This is a genomic window from Neoroseomonas terrae (assembly GCF_018129025.1).
Lineage (GTDB): Bacteria > Pseudomonadota > Alphaproteobacteria > Acetobacterales > Acetobacteraceae > Neoroseomonas > Neoroseomonas terrae.
This window is the reverse complement of the sequence record NZ_JAAEDI010000009.1, coordinates 161,629-180,015: the sequence shown is the minus strand read 5'-3', so window position 1 is coordinate 180,015 and position 18,387 is coordinate 161,629. Positions and strand designations below refer to the sequence as shown.

The window sequence follows — 18,387 nt, the reverse complement described above, 5'->3', positions numbered from 1 at the left end:
GGCTCAGGCCCCCACCAGCTCGGCTTCGACGGTCGCGAGTGCCCAATCGAGCCAGGGCAGCAGTGCCTCGATGTCGCTGGTCTCGACGGTCGCACCACCCCAGATACGCAGACCCGGCGGCGCGTCGCGATAGGCACCGGCGTCGAGGGCGACGCCCTCCTTCTCCAGCAGCGACGCGATCTTCTTCGCGGCGGCGGCCTGCGCGTCAGCGGCCAGGCCGACGAACCAGGGCGCCGTGATCTTCAGGCAGATCGAGGTGCAGGACCGCGTCGCCGCGTCCTCCGCGAGGAAATCGTAGCCCGGCTCCGTGGCGACCCAGCGCGCGATGGCGGCGAGATTCGCCTCCGACCGCGCGATCAGCCCCTTGAGGCCGCCGACGGATTCAGCCCAGCGCAGGCCGTCGATCGCATCCTCGACGCAAAGCATCGATGGCGTGTTGATCGTCTCGCCCTTGAAGATGCCGTCGATCAGCTTGCCGCCCTTGGTCATGCGGAAGATCTTCGGCAGCGGGCGGTCGGGGTTGAAGGATTCCAGCCGCGCGACGGCGCGCGGGGACAGGGCAAGCATCCCATGCGCCGCCTCCCCGCCCAGCACCTTCTGCCAGGACCAGGTAACGACATCGAGCTTGTGCCAGGGCAGGTCCATCGCGAAGGCCGCGCTGGTCGCATCGCAGATCGCGAGGCCCTCACGCGCATCGCTGATGAAGTCCGCATTGGGCAGCCGCACGCCCGAGGTCGTGCCGTTCCATACGAACACCACGTCGCGCGCCGGATCGACCTGCGCCACGTCGGGCAGCTTGCCGTAGGGCGCCTCGATCAGCCGAGCATCCTTCAGCCTGAGCTGCTTCGCGATGTCGGTCGCCCATTCCTTCGAGAAGGACTCCCACACCAGCACGTCGACGCCGCGCGCGCCGAGCGCCGACCACAGCACCATCTCGACCGCGCCGGTGTCCGAGGCCGGCACGATGCCGAGCTTCCAATCGGCCGGCATGCCCAGAATGGCCTTCGACCGGTCGATCACCTCGGCCAGACGGGCCTTGGGTTCCTTCGCGCGATGGCTGCGCCCGAGCAGCGCGCCTTCCAGCGCGGCGAGCGTCCAGCCGGGACGCTTGGCGCAGGGACCGGATGAGAAAGCAGGATTGGCCGGACGGAGTCCAGGCTTGGGGTTGGCGGTTGCCATGATGCAGCTCCCTTCCAGAAGCGGATGCGCCCCGGTGGGGGGGCGTGGCCCGCCGCCTGGATACGCCCGCCGAACCGGCGACGCAACCGCCAGTCGCACCAGCCGTTACGCCGCCATGTCGCGCGCCCAGGCTTCCGTCCTCATCATCCTCATCCTCCTGTTGGCGCTCTTCATCTTCGCACCGGAAGTGCCGCTGCTCGGCTTCGCCGGGCTGCTCTTGGCGGTCGCGCTGAACTTGCCGGCGACCTTGCTCATGGGTTGGACCGGCCTGCCGCGCTGGATCTCGGTACTGGTCGTGCTGCTCGGCATCCTGCTGCTGGCCGTTGCGGCGGGCACACTGGCCGCAGGGCCCCTGGCCGAGCAGGCCGGCCAGCTCGCGGAGGACCTTCCCCGCAGCTTCGAGTCCTTCCGCGAGCGCCTGATGCAGAACGAGTGGGGCGCCTGGTTCGCCGAGCGCATGGCGCTGCCCGATGACAGCGCCACCGGCGGCATGGGCTTCGCCGCGACAGCGGCCAGCACGACGCTCGGCTGGCTGGGCAATGCAGCGGTGATCCTGCTCCTCGGCGTCTACCTGGCGCTGCACCCGACCATCTACGTTGCGGGGCTGCGCGCCCTGCTGCATCCGTCCATCGACACCCGGGCTGCCGCCGCGCTGCGGGAATGCGGCTGGGTGCTGCGTGGCTGGCTAGCCGGCCAGGCCTTCGCCATGGTGGTCAGCGGCGTGCTGACCTGGATCGGGCTGATGCTGCTCGGCGTGCCGCTCGCCGGCGTGCTGGCGGTGCTGGCGGCACTGCTCGGCTTCATCCCGAATATCGGCCCGGTCATCGCGGCGGTGCCGGCGATGCTGCTGGCTGCGACGATCTCGCCCTGGCTCGCGCTGTGGGTGGCGCTTCTCTACACGGGCGTGCAGTTCATCGAGGGCAACATCCTGACGCCGCTCGTACAGGCTGAGATGGCCGACCTGCCGCCGGCGGCGCTGCTGCTCGCGCAGGTGCTGATGGCGTCGTTCTTCGGGCTGCTCGGTGTCGCGCTGGCTGCTCCGCTCGCCGCCGCCGGCGCGGTGGTGGTGCGCCGCGCCTACGCCGAGGGCTGGCTCGGCCGCGAACCCGCGCGGGACGATGCAGGGTGATCAGGCGCGCAGGCTGACGGCCAGCGAGGCGATCATCGCCATCGGATCGGTCGCAGCATTCGCGGCCTGACTCTCCGCCGCCTTGTTCGCCGCCGCGATCAGGTAGCGTTCGGCGAGCTTCCGCACCTGCCGCGCATCCTTCAGATCCGCGATGTCGAGCCGGGAGGTGACCGCCCGGCCCTGGGTCTCGACCGGCTGTACTGCGATCTGATCCGGCAGGCCGAGCGCGCCGGTCACGACGCGCCGCATCACCGCATCGCCCAGCACGTCATAGACGTCGCCCGCCCCGGACGCGGCATCGAGGAAGTAGAGCGCATCGGAAATGCCGGCCTGTCGCTCATCCAGCCCGGAGCGGTACTGGTACTTCACGTAGCCCTCGGTCAGGGTCTGGACGAGCTTGCTCTCACGCAGGCCGTCCAGCCCGCTCGCATGGACGCCGAGCGTCTCGGCCGCCCTTTTCCAGGTGGCGCCGAGCTGCGCCGCAAGGCCTTTCTGATCCGCCGGGTTGGACAGCAGCGCCTTGCGCGCGAGGGCGATGTTGCCCTCCTGTCCCGCGAGCCCGAGCGCCGGCAGCAGCACCTTGAGGATGCGTGGGTCGGACAGCGCCCCCTCGATGCTGCCGGCCTTGTGCAGCGCCGTGCGGAACTGCGCCAGCGCGGAGATCGTGACGGGGTCCTTCTCCTCCCGCGCGATGCCCTTCTCCTCGGCACCCTCGGCCGTGGCGCGGCGCAGGGCTGGAATGGCCTCGGCAGCCGTGCCCGAGGAGGCCGCCCCGGCGGGCGACACGCCGAACAACATCTGCACCTGCGCGAGGGTGATGTTCATGCTGCATCCTCGCCGCCTGGGGTAAACCGCGGGTTAACGCGGGATACGGTCCGTATCGACGGTGATGCCGTGGTCGAGCGGCCCATGCCCGGCGCCGAAACCGGGCGCAGCGGCGATCGCCGCAAGGACATAGGCCCGCCCACGCCCGACCGCATCGCGCAGGGACATCCCCTGCGCCAGCCCTGTCGCGATCGCGCTGGCCAAGGTGCAGCCGGTCCCGTGGGTATGGCGCGTCTCGATGCGCGTGGCGGTGAATTCCTCGGTTCCGTCGGCGGTGACGAGCAGGTCGGTCAGTTCCGCACCGTCCATGTGTCCGCCCTTCAGAAGCACGCCTGGCGCGCCAAGGCCACGCAGCGCCTCGGCGGCCGCCCGCATGTCCGCCAGCGTGCGGATGGGGCGGCCCACCAGCGCTTCCGCCTCAGGCAGGTTCGGCGTGATGACCGTTGCAAGCGGCAGCAGCCGCGCCTTCAGCGTCGCCACGGCATCGGCGGCGATCAGAGGATGCCCGCCCTTGGCGATCATCACCGGATCGACGACGAGCGGGACGCCGCGCGCCCGGGCCGCCAACTCGTCGCACACCGCCTCGATGACCGCCACATCGTGCAGCATGCCGGTCTTGACCGCGTCAGCACCGAGGTCATCGAGCACCACGGCGATCTGCTGGCGGACGAAGTCGATCGGCACGCCGGAGACACCATGGACGCCGAGCGTGTTCTGCGCGGTCAGCGCGGTGATCGCCGTCATGGCGAAGCCGCGCAGCGCCGTCACCGCCTTGATGTCGGCCTGGATGCCGGCGCCGCCGCCGGAATCGCTGCCGGCGATGATCAGGACGCGGCCTTTCATGCGCCTCCTCCCGGCGGGGCAGCCGCGCTCATGCTCCCCGCGCCTTCGCTCGGATCGCGTCCGCCAGCTTCGCCACCGTGCTCTCCACCAGCGCCTGGTCCTCCGCCTCCGCCATCACGCGGATCACCGGCTCGGTGCCGCTCGCGCGGATCAGCACGCGGCCCCGCGTGCCCAGGGCCGCTTCCTCCGCCGCGATCGCCGCCTTCACCCCCGGATCGTTCAGCGGCGATGCACCGGCGAAGCGCACATTCACCAGGCGCTGCGGCAGGGGCGCGAAACAGCGAAGCACCTCGCTCGCCGGGCGCTGTTCCTCGACCAGCACCGCGAGCACCTGCAGCGCCGCGATCAGGCCGTCGCCGGTCGTGCCGAAATCCGGCATGATCATGTGGCCGGACTGCTCTCCGCCCAGGTTGCAGCCGGCCTCGCGCATCCGCTCGCCGACATAGCGGTCGCCGACCGACGTGCGCAGCAGGCCGAGCCCGCGCGCGGCGAGGAAGCGCTCCAGCCCCATGTTGGACATGACGGTCGCGACCACGGCGCCGCCGCGCAGCCGGTCCTGCGCCAGCCAGGACCGCGCGATGAGCGCCAGGATCTGGTCGCCATCGACCAGCTGGCCGCCCTCATCCACCAGCACGACGCGGTCGGCATCGCCATCAAGCGCAATGCCGAGATCGGCGCGGCGTTCCTGCACCAGCGTCGCCAGGGCGCCCGGCGCCGTCGAGCCGACGCCCTTGTTGATGTTGAACCCGTCCGGAGCGACGCCGACCGGCACGACCTCGGCGCCCAGTTCCCACAGCACGGTGGGTGCGACCCGGTAACCGGCGCCGTGGGCGCAGTCGACGACGATGCGCAGGCCTTCCAGCGTGCGGCCACGTGGGAAGGATGATTTCGCGGCCTCAATGTAGCGGCCCGGCGCGTCCTCAAGCCGGCTGGCGCGGCCGAGTCGGGACGGCGCGACCATGGCGGCGGCAAGGTCCCCGGCCATCAGCGCCTCGATCGCCGCTTCCTGCTCGTCGGTCAGTTTCAGCCCGTCCGGGCCGAACAGCTTGATGCCGTTGTCCTCGTAGGGATTGTGCGATGCGCTGATCATCACACCGAGGTCAGCGCGCAGCGAACGCGTCAGCAGCGCGATCGCCGGCGTCGGCAGCGGCCCTACCAGCACCACATCCATGCCGGCACCGATGAAGCCAGCGGTGAGTGCGGGTTCCAGCATGTAGCCGGACAGGCGCGTATCCTTGCCGATGACGACGCGGTGACGATGCGCGCCCCGGTTGAAATACCGGCCGGCGGCCTGGCCGAGACGCAGGGCCGTGCCGGCGTCCATCGGCGCCTGGTTGGCGGTACCGCGGATGCCGTCTGTGCCGAACAGGCGGCGGGCCGGGCTCGGTGGCGGGTTGTCCTTGGGCATGGCAGGGCGCTCCTTGACCCCACTCCTATCGCGGACCGGGCGGCAGCGTCCATGCGCGGGGCGGGCGCCGGTTTGGCGGGCCCGCCGGCGCATGCTCTGTTGGCACCTAACCAGGGGAGAAGACGAATCCATGCCGAGCCCGCCCACCGCCCAAGTGCCTGCCATCCATCACCGCCGCGTCGGCGACATCACGCTGACCGTGGTGAGCGACGGTTTCCTCGAAGGCTCCATGGCGGTGTTGCAGAACATCGGCGTCGAGGAGTCCTCCGACATGCTGCGCGCGGTGTTCCGGCCGGTACCGCGGCGTACATCGTTGAACTGCTTCCTGATCCATGGACCGGGGGGCCGCGTGGCACTGATCGACACGGGCGCCGGGACGCATATGCAGAAAAGCTCAGGGCAGCTTCTCCGAAATCTCGCGGCGACCGGCATCGCACCGGGGGAGATCGACACGGTGCTGATGACGCACCTGCACCCCGACCATTCCAACGGCCTCGCCACCGCCGATGGCGGTGCCTTCTTCCCCGGCGCCGAACTGGTGATGCATGAAGCCGAGCACGCCTACTGGACCAGCGAGGAAGCGGAGGCCGAGGTCGCCCGCACCGGCCAGGGCGTGCCGACCGGCGGTGCCTACTTCCCCATGGCGAAGCGGCAGATCGCGCCCTACGCCGACCGCATGCGCTTCTTCAACGATGGTGCGGAAGTCTTCCCGGGCGTGACCGCGATGCACTTCCCCGGCCATACGCCGGGGCATTGCGGTTACCTCATCGCCTCGGGCGGGCAGTCGCTGCTGATCTGGGGCGACATCGTCCACTTGCCGGAAGTGCAGGTGCCGCGGCCGGAGGTGACCATCCTATTCGACGTGGACCCGCCGCAGGCCGCGGCCACGCGCCGACGCGTCTTCGACATGGTGGCGACGGAGAAGACGCACATCGCCGGCATGCATCTGCACTTCCCGGCGACGGCCCATCTCGGGCGCGAGGGCGATGGCTACCGGCTTTTCCCGGAGGCGTGGGAGCAGACGCTGTAGCGCGTCGCGCGCTCTCAGGCGGCCGGGGGCCGCCCCGGCTCCCGCCCCATGCCGCAGGCGCGCCAGACGGACAGCGCCTGCACCGTCTCCGCCACGTCATGGACGCGCAGCACCGATGCGCCGCGCGCCGCGCCCGCGATCGCCGCCGCGACGCTGCCCGGCACGCGCTGCCCGGCTTCCTCGACGCCCGACAGCGTGCCGATGAAGCGCTTGCGCGACGCGCCCAGCACGACGCGGCAGCCAAGTGCCGCGATCAGCGGCAGCCGGTCGATCAGCGCCAGGTTGTGGTCGAGCGTCTTGCCGAAACCGATGCCCGGATCGAGCGCGATGCGCCCGCGCGGAATGCCACGTGCCTCCAACATCGCGATGCGGTCGCGCAGGAAGCCGGCGACCTGCACGGCGACATCGTCGTACTCCGCCAGCGACTGCATCGTTGTGGGGTCGTCGCCCGGCATGTGCATCAGCACCACCGGTACCTCGGATGAGGCGACGAGACGCAGGGCCTCCGCGTCGTGGCGCAGGGCAGAGATGTCGTTGATCACCTCCGCGCCGGCCTCGAGCGCCGCGCGCATGGTCGCCGCATTGCGCGTGTCGATGCTGACCGGCGCTGCCTTCGCCAGTTCACGGACCACCGGCAGGATGCGGGCGATCTCCTCCTCCACCGTCACCGCCGCGGCGCCGGGGCGCGTCGATTCGCCACCGATGTCGAGGATGTCCGCGCCCGCCTCCAGCATCGCATGGCCGGCGGCGATGGCCGCGTCGGTTTCGGCATGGAGACCGCCGTCGGAAAAGCTGTCCGGCGTCACGTTGATGATGCCCATGACCAGCGGGCGATCGGTGGGCAGGCCGGCGAAGGGTGCGGGACGCTGGGCGATGGCATGCATCGCCTCGTGCCAGTCTTCCGGCACTTCCTTGATCGGGCCGACGCCGAGGTCCTCGCCATCCTCGATGAGCCGCACGAAGGTGAAGGCGATGTCGCCACCCTGGAGAGGCAGGGCGAAGCCCTCGCGCAGGGCATGGAAAGCGACGGGGCCCGTGATGAGGCCCAGCGGTTCGACGAAACGGCCGGTGATCATGGGCGCGCTTTGCCCGATCGGGGCGGCGATTGCACGAGGGGAAATTTCAGGAACGCCGGAGCCGGGCGGTGAGGAGCTTTTCCCCTCCCGATTTTCCTGGCGCTGGATCCCCGCGCCCCGGCGCAACACGCGGAGTGGTGGGAGCGTGTGCGACCTGCCAAGACGCCGCCATGTCTGCGCTCGCCTGGTCGCTGCTGCTCCTGCTTTCCGTCCTCTGGGGCGGATCGTTCTTCTTCGTTGGCATCGCCGTCACGGCGCTGCCGCCGTTCACCATCGTCGCGGTGCGGGTAGGGCTGGCGGCGGTCGTGCTGTGGGCGGCGCTGCCGGCGCTCGGCGTCGCGCCGCCGCGCGGGGCGCGGGCCTGGCGGGCGATCGTGGTCATGGCCATGCTCAACAACGCCATTCCCTTCTCGCTGATCGTCTGGGCGCAGCAGAGCCTGCCGTCCGGGCTCGCCGCCATCCTGAACGCGACCACGCCGTTATGGGGCGTGCTGGTGGCCCATGTGGCGACGCGGGAGGAACGGATCACCGCCCCGCGCCTGGCCGGGGCGGTGCTCGGCTTCGCCGGTGTCGCGGCGATGAGCGGGATGGACCTGCTGAGTGGGACAACGGCGTCGCTGCCGGCGACGGTCGCGATGCTGTTGGCCACGTTCTCCTACGCCTGCGCCGGGGTGTATGGGCGGCGGCTCGGCCGGGTGGGAGTGGCGCCGATGCAGGCGGCGCTCGGGCAGCTCACGGCCGCCACGCTGATGATGGTGCCGCTCGCGCTCGCGATCGAAGCGCCATGGGAGCGGCCGATGCCGCCGGCGGCGGTGCTCGCGGCGCTGGGCGGGCTGGCGGTGTTCTGCACGGCGATCGCCTATGTCCTCTATTTCCGCATCCTGGCCCTGGCCGGAGCGGTCAACCTGCTGCTCGTCACGTTCCTGGTGCCGGTCAGCGCCATCCTGCTCGGCACGCTGGTGCTGGGGGAAAGGCTGGCGGTGCAGCATCTGATCGGGATGGCGCTGATCGGGGCGGGGCTCGTCCTGATCGACGGGCGCCTCGCCGCCCGGCTGCGCCGAGGTTGACCCGGGCGGCGCGGGCGGCGAGGTAACGCCGCATGGCGCCACCCCTCCTGCTTCTCACCGATACCCGTCACGGCTTCGGCAGCACGCGGCTGCTCGATGGCGCGGACCTGTCCGTCGCGCCCGGCGAGCGCCTCGCCCTGGTCGGGCGCAACGGCTCCGGCAAGTCCACCCTGCTGAAGATCGCCGCCGGCACGATCGAGGCCGAGGGCGGCACCCGCTTCGTCCAGCCAGGCGCGACGATGCGCTACCTGGAGCAGGAGCCGGACCTCGCCGCCTTTCCGGACGTGATGGCCTATGTCGAGGCGGGGCTCGGTCCGTCGGACGATCCGTACCGCGCGCGCTACCTGCTGGAACAGCTCGGCATGACGGGGGCGGAGAAGCCGGCGTCGCTGTCGGGGGGGGAGACGCGGCGCGCGGCGCTCGCGCGCGCCCTGGCGCCTTCGCCGGATATCCTGCTGCTGGACGAACCGACCAACCATCTCGACCTGCCGGCTATCGAATGGCTGGAAGGGGAACTGGCGTCGCTCGACTCCGCGCTGGTGCTGATCAGCCACGATCGGCGGTTCCTCGAGCGCCTCTCACGCGCCATGGTCTGGCTGGACCGCGGGACCACGCGACGCATCGACCGCGGCTTCGCGCATTTCGAGGAATGGCGGGACCAGGTGCTCGAGGACGAGGAGCGGGACGCGCACAAGCTCGCGCGCAAGATCGTCCGCGAGGAGCATTGGCTGCGCTATGGCGTCACCGCCCGGCGCAAGCGCAATGTCCGTCGGCTGGAGAACCTGCATGCGCTGCGGGCCAAACGCCGGGAGCGCGTGACCGCGCCGGGCCGCGTGACGATGAATGCCGCCGAGGCGGCCGGATCGGGCAATCTTGTCATCGCCGCGGACGGCATCTCGAAGGCCTTCGGGGATCGTGTCGTGGTGCGGGACGTCTCGACGCGCATCATGCGCGGCGACCGCGTCGGCATCGTCGGGCCGAATGGCGCCGGCAAGACGACCCTCCTGAACATGCTGATCGGCGTGCTCGCGCCGGATAGTGGCGAGGTGCGGCTCGGGACGGGGCTCGAAATGGTCGGCCTGGACCAGCGGCGCGCGAGCCTCGATCCGTCGGTCACGCTGGCCGAGGCGCTGACCGAAGGGCGCGGCGACCAGGTGCATGTGAACGGCCAGCCGCGCCACGTGATCGGCTACATGAAGGACTTCCTGTTCACGCCGGAACAGGCGCGCACGCCGCTGTCGGCGCTGTCGGGCGGCGAGCGTGGGCGGCTGATGCTGGCGCGCGCCTTCGCCAAGCCGTCCAACCTGCTGGTCCTGGACGAACCGACGAATGACCTCGACCTTGAGACGCTGGATCTGCTGCAGGAACTCGTCGCGGAGTACGCCGGCACGGTCATCCTCGTCAGCCACGACCGCGACTTCCTCGACCGTACCGTGACCGGCGTGGTCGCCTGGGAAGGGGAGGGCCACTGGCAGGACTATGCTGGCGGCTACACCGACATGGTGGCGCAGCGCGGGCATGGCGTGCGGGCGCGTGCCATCGACACCCCCACGAAGCCCGACGCCGCGCCGAAGCCGGCAACCGCGCCGCGCACGCCGCCAACCGCCAAGCGTGTTCGCATGAATGCCAAGGAGCAGCACGAACTCAAGACGCTCCCGGCGCGCATGGAGACGCTCGGCAAGGAGATCGCGACACTGGAGGCGAAGGTCAGCGACAGCGCCTTCTACACCCGCGATCCCGCCGGCTTCACCAAGGCGACCGAGGCGCTGGGGGCCGCGCAGGCGGCGCTTGCGGCGGCCGAGGAACGCTGGCTGGAGTTGGAAATGCTGCGTGAGGAAGCCGCCGGCGGCTGACGTGCTTGGTTCGGCGCAATTGCAGTCGAATCCGCTCGATCTCGCGCCGGCGCACTCCTCGCGTAGCGGGGCGAGGCGGCTACCGCGTGGGGCGGTTGACGGACAGGTCCGTTACCTTGGCGCGCCGGTCGATCGCGCAACTGAAGTCGAGCCGCACCGGGCCCTGGACCATCGTGCCGATCAACGAGGCGCCGTCAGACGTTCGACTGAAGCGGGGGTATTCCAGCGCGAAGCCGCGGACGCCCTGTTCGCGCATCGCCTGCATGCATTCCCGCCGCGCCGCGGTCTCACTCTGCGCGGCGGCGGGGACGGCGTGCGCGGCAACGATCCAGCCCGCGCCGAACAGCAGGAGCATCGTCTTCATGGTCGGATCCTCCGCCGCGCACGCTACTCCCGCGACGGAACCGATATAATCACGATTACGCGACGATCTGCTTCAACCGGCCTCGGCCAGCAGCGCGTTGAGATCGAGGCGCTTCGTCATCATCGCCAGCCGGCCCGCCGCGTCGCGCGGCCAGTCGGCTTCCTCCCGGTCGCGATACAGCTCGACGCCGTTGCCGTCCGGGTCGCGCAGGTAGATCGCCTCCGACACGCCGTGGTCCGACGCACCTTCCAGCGGCCAGCCCGCATCGAGCAACCGCTGCAGGGCCTGAGCCAGCGCAGGGCGATCCGGGTAAAGCAGCGCGACGTGGAACAGTCCGGTCGTGCCCGGCGGCGGCCAGGCGCCGTCCTTGCTCTCCCACGTGTTGAGCGCGATGTGATGGTGGTAGCCGCCGGCGGACAGGAAGACGGCCTGGTCGCCGTAGCGCTGCTGTTCCTCCAGTCCGATCACGTCGCGCCAGAAGGCGAGGGCGCGCTCGATGTTCGCGACCTTCAGATGGACATGGCCGATGCGCGCGCCCGGATGGATGGCGGGGCGGGGGGCGCTCGGCTGCGGCAGGGTGTCGGGCATGACGGATGCTCCTTCGTCTGCCCGTCCAGATGCGCCTTTCCGACGGGCTTCGCCAATCGGATTGCGGCATTATCGCCATCTGTGCCGCGGATGACGCGCCCCGCCCCCTTGCCCGCGCGCGGGCGTGGCGCGATGACCGGTGGATGGCGACATTCGATACGGACGTGCTGGTGCTGGGCTCGGGCTCGGCGGGGCTGGTGGCGGCACTGACCGCAGCGAGCCGGGGCCTCTCGGTCACGGTTCTGGAAAAGACCGACCGGCTCGGCGGTACCACGGCGATGTCCGGGGCAGGCACCTGGGTGCCGGCCAACCATCACGCGGCGGAAGCCGGCATCGAGGACAGCGTCGAGGAGGCGCTGACCTATATCCGCGCCGCGGCACCCGAGGGCTGGGCGGAAACCGAGGATGCACTGTGGCGGGCCTTCGTCGCCGCCGCGCCGGAGATGCTGCGCTTCGTCGAGGACGCGACGCCGCTGCGCTTCGCCCTGACGCCGGAACCCGACCCGTTGCGGACGCTGCCGGGGGCGAAGCTGAAGGGGCGGATGGTCTCGCCGCGGGCACTCAGCCGCTGGCGGGCGGGGCGCTTCGCCTTCCGGATCCGCAAATCCACGATCCCGGAGATCTTCACGTACCACGAGGCGGTGACCACCGACATCTATCACAAGCCCTACCGGACCGCGCTGGCGCTGGCGCCCCGGCTGGCGTGGCGCTGGCTGGTCAATGCGCGGGGCAAGGGGACAGCGCTGGTCACTGGGCTGCTGCGCGGCTGCCTGGATGCCGGGGTGCGGATCGAACTCCCCGCCCGCGCGGTCGAACTGACGCAGGATGTGGCCGGCTGCGTGACCGGCGCCGTGGTCGAACGCGGCGGCCGGCGTGAAACCTGGTTAGCGCGCGCCGGCGTCGTCATCGCGACCGGCGGCTTCGAATGGGATGCGGCGCTGATGCAGCGGCACTTCCCGGGGCCGGTGGACTATCTCGGCAGCCCGGCGGCGCATGAGGGCGACGGCCAGCGCATGGCCGAGGCGGCCGGCGCGGCGCTGGCGCATATGGACCAGGCGACGATCGCGCCGTCCATCCCCGTGCGCTACCAGGGCCGGGTGCTCGCCCAGCCGGTGCCCTTCCACACCGAGACGAACGCCATGCTGGTGGACCGCACCGGCCGGCGCTTCATGAATGAACTGACCTTCAACATCGGCGAGGAGCTCGACCGCCGCGACCCGACCACCGGCGAGCCGGTTCACCTGCCGGCCTGGGTGATCACCGATGCGCGGATGCTCGACCAGGTGCCGCCGGTGCGCTGGGCGACGAAGGCCGACCCGGCCTGGGCGCGGCAGGCGCCGGACATCGCGGGCCTTGCGACGCTGATCGGCATCGAGCCGGCGGCCCTGGAGGCGAGCGTCGCTCGCTTCAACACCTTCGCCATCTCCGGCAGGGATGAGGATTTCGGCCGCCCGGCGCGCCCGGACCCCGCCGCGGCGGGCGACAAGCGGCGTCGCGCCGGCATGGACCCGATCGTGCAGGCCCCCTTCCTGGCGCTGCCGCTGAGCCGCTCGATCCTCGGCACCAAGGGCGGCGCACGCACCAACGAGCACGCCGAGGTGCTGCGGCCGGACGGCAGCGTCATCCCCGGCCTGTTCGCTGCGGGAATCGCCATGGCGAACCCGATCGGGTCGCGCAATGTCGGCACCGGTACGACGATCGGGCCGAACATGGCGTGGGGGTACATCGCGGGGCTACGGCTGGCACGGCGGAACGCCGGCGGCGTGTGAAGGCTGGATAGGGAGGTTCTTGGCGTCAGGCGCGATCGGAGGGGCGTTGCCCCTCCGAACCACCCCGCCAGGGGGTTGGACCCCCTGGACCGCAATCTGTTGGTATCGAGGCGGCGGGCTGTGCTGCCCGTTTTTGGCGTGCGCAAGGGCGGGTTCCGACAGCAATTCCGCCAGCGGTGCACCGCACCAAATTGAGGTTTGCAAAGGCCTTTCGGCCTTTGCTGGGGTGGCTTGGAGGGGCAAAGCCGCTCCAACAGCGAACGTGGCGGTATCGGTCTTTCAGTCTGTGCCGGAGGGGCGATGTCCCCCCGGCGTTCAGTGCGACATCAGCACCGGTACCGTCATTTGCTTCAGGATGGTCCGCGTCACGCCGCCCAGCACGAATTCGCGCAGCCGCGAATGCCCGTACGCGCCCATCACGATCAGATCCGCGGTCATGTCGGTCGCGTGGTTCAACAGCAGGTCGGCGTCGGGCACGCTGGGGGCGACGTGGTGTTCGACCGTCACGGTTGCGCCGTGGCGGGCGAGGTGGAGGGCGATGTCCGCACCCGGCTCCTCGCCCAGCCCCGCCAGGCCGCCGCGCGGATTGGCCGCGAGCACGGTCGCCGACTCCGCCGAGGCGATCAGCGGGAGCGCGTCATTGACGGCGCGGGCTGCCTCCCGGCTGGCGTTCCAGCCGATCAGCACGCGCCGGCCGACCGCCGTATGCTTGCCGGCATAGGGAACCACGAGTACCGGACGGCCGGCACCGAACAGGATATCCCCGGCCAGGCCGACGGGGCTGGTGCCTGGGGCATCCGGATCGTCCTGGCCGAGGATGACGAGGTCGGCGTAGCGGGCATGCAGCGTGACCATCTCGGCCACCATGCCTTCGGCCACGCGCCATTCGCCCGGTAGTCCTTCCTGGCGGAGGCGTTCGCGGAAGGTGGCCTCGATGCGCCGGGCGTCGGCGAGACCGTCCTCACGCATCTGGTCGACGAGGCTGGCGATCGCCGCCCCGCCGCTGCCGTCGGCCATGCCGATCAGCGGCAGGCCGATATCGACAACGTGAAGCGCCGTCAGATGCGCGTCATGCCTGCGGGCGAGGTCGATGGCGAGTTCCAGCCGGCCGGCGGAGCGGGCCGTTGTGTCCAGATGGACGAGAATGTCCTTGAGCGGCATCGCATTCTCCTGCGTCGAGGCGCAGAGTGGTCCCGTTCTCGGCTGTGGAAAAGTCCTGGCTTGCCAGCGGGGTGGTGTCGGGGGAGACTGAACGAAACGGGAACGTATTTCCGGCTGTGACAAAGCTCGGACTCTGGCAAGGGGTCAGTTGCCCACCCGATCTGGTGGCAGTGTGACTGTGGCAAGACTACATCTTGTGTCGAATGGCCCTGCGGCGGCAGGATGCATGCCCAGGGGATGACTTGGTTCGGGGGTTTACCGTGTTCGATGCAGTCCAGCTTGAAGGCCATGGCCAGGTCCGCACCGATCCGTCGCGCGATGCGCTGCTGACGGATTTCGGAAAGGCGACGCTCGACGACCGGTATCTGCTGCCCGGCGAATCCTACCAGGACCTGTTCGCGCGGGTCGCGTCCGCCTATGGCGATGACGCGGCGCATGCGCAGCGTATCTACGACTACATCTCGAAGCTGTGGTTCATGCCGGCGACGCCGGTGCTGTCCAATGGCGGCACGACGCGCGGCCTGCCGATCTCCTGCTTCCTGAACGAGGCCTCCGACAGCCTCGACGGCATCGTCGGGCTGTGGAACGAGAATGTCTGGCTGGCCGCGAAGGGCGGCGGCATCGGCTCCTACTGGGGCAATCTGCGTGGGATCGGCGAGAAGGTCGGGCGCAACGGCAAGACCTCCGGCGTCATTCCCTTCATCCGCGTGATGGACAGCCTGACGCTCGCGATCTCCCAGGGCTCGCTGCGGCGCGGTTCTGCGGCCTGCTACCTGCCGGTGCATCATCCGGAGATCGAGGAGTTCCTCGAGATGCGCCGCCCGACCGGCGGCGACCCGAACCGCAAGGCGCTGAACCTGCATCACGGCGTGCTGCTGTCCGACGCCTTCATGCGCGCCGTCGAGAACGACGAGGAATGGGCGCTGCTGTCGCCCAAGGACCAAGCGGTGATGCGCAAGGTCTCGGCGCGCTCGCTGTGGATCCGCATCCTGACGGCCCGCATCGAGACCGGCGAGCCGTACATCATCTATTCCGACCACGTGCACCGCGCGCAGCCGGAGCATCACAAGCTCGCCGGGCTCGAGGTGAAGACCTCGAACCTCTGCTCGGAGATCACGCTGCCCACCGGGCTCGACCAGCATGGGGAGCAGCGGACGGCCGTTTGCTGCCTGTCCTCGCTGAATTGCGAGACCTGGTTCGAGTGGAAGGACGATCCGCTGTTCATCACGGACGTGATGCGCTTCCTCGACAACGTGCTGCAGTCCTTCATCGACACCGCGCCCGATTCGATGGCGCGCGCGAAGTACAGCGCGATGCGCGAACGCTCCGTCGGTCTCGGCGTGATGGGCTTTCACTCCTTCCTGCAGAAGATGAACGTGCCCTTCGAATCCGTCGTCGCGAAGGTGTGGAACAAGAAGATGTTCAAGCACGTCCGCGAGCAGGCGGACGCGGCGTCGATCCTACTGGCGGAGGAGCGTGGGCCGTGCCCGGATGCCGCGGAATACGGCATCATGGAGCGCTTCTCCCACAAGATGGCGATCGCGCCGACGGCGTCGATCAGCATTATCTGTGGCGGCGCTTCCCCGGGCATCGAGCCGATCGCGGCGAACGTCTACAACCACAAGACGCTGTCCGGCTCGTTCATCGTGCGCAACCCCTATCTGCAGAAGGTGCTGGCGAAGCACGGCCGCGACGACGACGAGACCTGGACCACGATCACCGTGACCAAGGGCTCCGTGCAGCATCTCGACTTCCTGACCGAGCAGGAGAAGGCGGTGTTCAAGACCGCCTTCGAACTGGACCAGCGCTGGGTGATCGAGCATGCGGCCGACCGCACGCCCTTCATCTGCCAGTCGCAGTCGGTGAACCTGTTCCTGCCGGCCAACGTCCATAAGCGCGACCTGCACCAGATCCATATGAGCGCGTGGAAGAAGGGCGTGAAGTCGCTCTACTACTGCCGGTCCCTTTCAATCCAGCGCGCGGATACGATCAGCGAGAAGGTGGTGGGGCAGGGGGATATCCTGCTCGCGCCGCCGAAGGTCGAGCGGCAATTGCCACTCGCGGCTGCGGCAGGTAGCGGCAACAACTACGAGGAATGCCTGGCCTGTCAGTAACAGGGGCTTTGCCGCTGCAAATGACCTCGCCAAAGGCCGCAAGGCCTCTGGCAACCTAGGCTTGGAGTTGGACAGTCGCCTCAAGCGGCAACTCAGTGGCGCCTGGCTGACGCACAACCGCGACCGGCTTCTTCACGGCAGGCGTTCGAAGCCGTCAGCGCTCCAGCCCTCACTGCCGACGCCATTATGCACGAAGAACAGGCCTTCGGGATCGTAGCGGTGCTTCACCGCGAGAAGCCTGGCATAGTTCGGGCCCCAATAGGCGGCCTGCCAATGCGGCGTGAAGTAGTCGCTTTCGGCGAGGTAGGAGCCAGTTTCTGGTGCGACCTGCCGCAGGCGATCCATGGCCGCCGCGATCGCTGAGGCGTGACGTCGCGCCAGTCGCAGATCGGGCTCGGCGCCCGGCTGGCCCGGAAAGGCAGGCGGCCCTTCGGCGGCGCTGATGGCAAGCGCGAAGGCATCGGCCACGGCGGGATGCGTGGGCAGCCTGCGTGCGTCGGCGACGACCGACGCCGGCGCCCCCGCCATGCCCTTGTTGGTATGGAGGGATATGCGCCAATGCCGGCTCGCTTCGAACAGTGCCTCCGCGAGTGCCGCGTCTTGCCCAGGCGTGAGCAGCGCTGCCGGCAGCCACGCCGATTGGTACCCATGCAGGAACTGTCCGACCTGGCCGGCATCGCCGGCCCAGAACAGGTTGCCCTTGGGCGCGCCGGGCCGGTCGTCCGGGAGAACGAGGCCCGGGAGCGTGCGAAGCAAGGCAGGATCCCAGAAGCGCCGAGCCGGCAACGCGATGGCGCGGACCGGTTCCGCAACCACGTAGTCGCTTGGCGACGCCGCCACCCAATCGAGCAAGGGTCGCCACGCCGCCATCGCGGATGCTTCGTCGATGCCCTGGAACGTCATGCCGATCGACAGGGTGTTGTCCGGGCGTACGGCGAACTGCTCGCCCCAATGCGGATTGAACAGGTGCTCGCGGTAGTGGCTGACGAAGCGCGCGATCAATCGTCCGTAGGCAGCGTCGGAGGTAGCGCGGATGGCGCCGAACACGCCTCCGAACCATGCGGGCAGGTCATGTGTGCGAAGGGTGAGTCGGGCAACGACACCGAAGGAACCGCCGCCGCCTCCGCGCAGCGCCCAGAACAGGTCGGGCTCGCTGCAGTCGTTGACGACGTGCAGCGTACCGTCGGCGGTGACGATCTCCGCTTCCAGGAGACTCGCCGCCGCCATGCCATAGGCCTTGGAGAAACTGCCGAAGCCGCCGCTCTGCACCAGCCCGGCGACGCCCACGGTGGTGCATCCGCCGCCCTGCACGTAGCGGCCGCCACGCGTCGTCACCGCATCATACGCACGCCCCCACATCGCGCCGGCGCCGATCGAAACGGCAGGCACCGGCGGCGCCACGCAGCCCTTGGCGGTGAAGCCGTCATGCAGCGTCACGTCCTGCATCGCGCGCGTCCAGACCAGCAGCGAATCCGGCGCGCTGGAGGTGCCCTGGTAGCTGTGCCCGCCGCCCTTCACGACGAGACGGAGCCGGTGCCGCCGCGCGAAATTCACCGCCGCGACGACATCCGAGGCGTCGCGCGCCGCTACCGCAAGGTGGCTCGGGGCGGAACGCCAGGCTCCGGCCCAGCCGCTCGTCTGCGTCAGCGCCGGCTCGTCGCCGAGATAGAAGGGATTACGCAGGCGCGAGCGGACAGCCGCGCATGCCGCGCCATCCGGCGCGGCCGCGCAGGCGGCAAGGGGGGATTCGAGGCGACGGAGCCTGCCGCCGACGGCGCGATCGAGTGCTGACCACTCGGCCTCGGCCGGCCAGCCGGCTTCGCCGGGCCTGACGCGACGAAAGCCCACCGCGGGAGACCCCCCCGCAACCGAAGGAGCCAGCGCGCAGCCGGTCCAGCCGAGAAGCTTCCTGCGTCGCACGCCGCTGCCTGCCATGTCGGTGGAAGCGCGAGGCTACCGATCGGCAACAGCGCCGGCAACC

Annotated in this window: 15 protein-coding genes; 6 read left to right on the top strand and 9 right to left on the bottom strand. The window is 69.9% G+C overall.

Annotated elements, in window-relative coordinates; translation table 11 throughout:
* Positions 1-3 precede the first annotated feature (3 nt).
* Positions 4-1,179: a phosphoserine transaminase gene (locus GXW78_RS10285; protein WP_211868468.1), complete on the bottom strand. Its 1,176-nt coding sequence runs from the start codon at positions 1,177-1,179 to the stop codon at positions 4-6.
* A gap of 115 nt (positions 1,180-1,294) precedes the next feature.
* On the opposite strand from GXW78_RS10285, the gene GXW78_RS10280 reads away from it, so the two are divergent.
* A complete protein-coding gene (locus GXW78_RS10280) occupies positions 1,295-2,308 on the top strand; it encodes an AI-2E family transporter (protein ID WP_211868466.1) in 1,014 nt (337 codons plus the stop codon).
* Here GXW78_RS10280 and GXW78_RS10275 read toward each other — a convergent pair whose 3' ends face one another.
* From GXW78_RS10275 to glmM, 3 genes are read right to left on the bottom strand one after another with little or no spacing between them, the layout of a single operon-like run.
* On the bottom strand, positions 2,309-3,133 hold the full coding sequence (locus GXW78_RS10275) for a DUF1217 domain-containing protein (RefSeq protein ID WP_211868464.1): 825 nt from the start codon (positions 3,131-3,133) through the stop codon (positions 2,309-2,311). It abuts the gene before it with no gap.
* Positions 3,134-3,166: 33 nt separating this feature from the next.
* Entirely contained in the window at positions 3,167-3,976 is an 810-nt protein-coding gene (thiD, locus tag GXW78_RS10270) for a bifunctional hydroxymethylpyrimidine kinase/phosphomethylpyrimidine kinase (RefSeq protein ID WP_211868462.1), read from the bottom strand.
* A gap of 28 nt (positions 3,977-4,004) precedes the next feature.
* Positions 4,005-5,384, bottom strand: a complete 1,380-nt coding sequence (glmM, locus tag GXW78_RS10265) for a phosphoglucosamine mutase (RefSeq protein ID WP_211868460.1) — start codon at positions 5,382-5,384, stop codon at positions 4,005-4,007.
* Positions 5,385-5,514: 130 nt separating this feature from the next.
* Here glmM and GXW78_RS10260 point away from each other — a divergent pair, with 130 nt between their 5' ends.
* On the top strand, positions 5,515-6,414 hold the full coding sequence (locus tag GXW78_RS10260; protein ID WP_246522017.1) for an MBL fold metallo-hydrolase: 900 nt from the start codon (positions 5,515-5,517) through the stop codon (positions 6,412-6,414).
* Between the two features lie 14 nt (positions 6,415-6,428).
* Here GXW78_RS10260 and folP read toward each other — a convergent pair whose 3' ends face one another.
* A complete protein-coding gene (folP, locus tag GXW78_RS10255) occupies positions 6,429-7,490 on the bottom strand; it encodes a dihydropteroate synthase (RefSeq protein ID WP_211868457.1) in 1,062 nt (353 codons plus the stop codon).
* A 170-nt stretch (positions 7,491-7,660) separates the two neighbouring features.
* On the opposite strand from folP, the gene GXW78_RS10250 reads away from it, so the two are divergent.
* Both GXW78_RS10250 and GXW78_RS10245 read left to right on the top strand, forming a co-directional pair.
* A complete protein-coding gene (locus GXW78_RS10250) occupies positions 7,661-8,557 on the top strand; it encodes a DMT family transporter (RefSeq protein WP_211868455.1) in 897 nt (298 codons plus the stop codon).
* A gap of 32 nt (positions 8,558-8,589) precedes the next feature.
* Complete coding sequence (locus GXW78_RS10245; protein ID WP_211868453.1) at positions 8,590-10,410, top strand: ATP-binding cassette domain-containing protein; 1,821 nt, start codon at positions 8,590-8,592, stop codon at positions 10,408-10,410.
* 79 nt (positions 10,411-10,489) lie between these two features.
* Here GXW78_RS10245 and GXW78_RS10240 read toward each other — a convergent pair whose 3' ends face one another.
* Together GXW78_RS10240 and GXW78_RS10235 are read right to left on the bottom strand one after the other, a co-directional pair.
* The gene (locus GXW78_RS10240; protein ID WP_211868451.1) at positions 10,490-10,774 is read right to left on the bottom strand and encodes a hypothetical protein; all 285 of its coding nucleotides are present in this window, start codon (positions 10,772-10,774) and stop codon (positions 10,490-10,492) included.
* 72 nt (positions 10,775-10,846) lie between these two features.
* On the bottom strand, positions 10,847-11,362 hold the full coding sequence (locus GXW78_RS10235; protein ID WP_211868449.1) for a VOC family protein: 516 nt from the start codon (positions 11,360-11,362) through the stop codon (positions 10,847-10,849).
* Between the two features lie 143 nt (positions 11,363-11,505).
* On the opposite strand from GXW78_RS10235, the gene GXW78_RS10230 reads away from it, so the two are divergent.
* Entirely contained in the window at positions 11,506-13,131 is a 1,626-nt protein-coding gene (locus GXW78_RS10230) for an FAD-dependent oxidoreductase (protein WP_211868447.1), read from the top strand.
* A 315-nt stretch (positions 13,132-13,446) separates the two neighbouring features.
* Here the strand turns inward: GXW78_RS10230 and GXW78_RS10225 are convergent, their stop codons facing one another.
* Positions 13,447-14,292, bottom strand: a complete 846-nt coding sequence (locus tag GXW78_RS10225; protein ID WP_211868445.1) for a universal stress protein — start codon at positions 14,290-14,292, stop codon at positions 13,447-13,449.
* Positions 14,293-14,552: 260 nt separating this feature from the next.
* On the opposite strand from GXW78_RS10225, the gene GXW78_RS10220 reads away from it, so the two are divergent.
* On the top strand, positions 14,553-16,406 hold the full coding sequence (locus tag GXW78_RS10220; protein ID WP_338147722.1) for a ribonucleoside-diphosphate reductase subunit alpha: 1,854 nt from the start codon (positions 14,553-14,555) through the stop codon (positions 16,404-16,406).
* Positions 16,407-16,538: 132 nt separating this feature from the next.
* On the opposite strand, the gene GXW78_RS10215 is transcribed toward GXW78_RS10220, so the two are convergent.
* Positions 16,539-18,254, bottom strand: a complete 1,716-nt coding sequence (locus GXW78_RS10215) for an FAD-binding protein (RefSeq protein ID WP_211868442.1) — start codon at positions 18,252-18,254, stop codon at positions 16,539-16,541.
* Positions 18,255-18,387 lie beyond the last annotated feature (133 nt).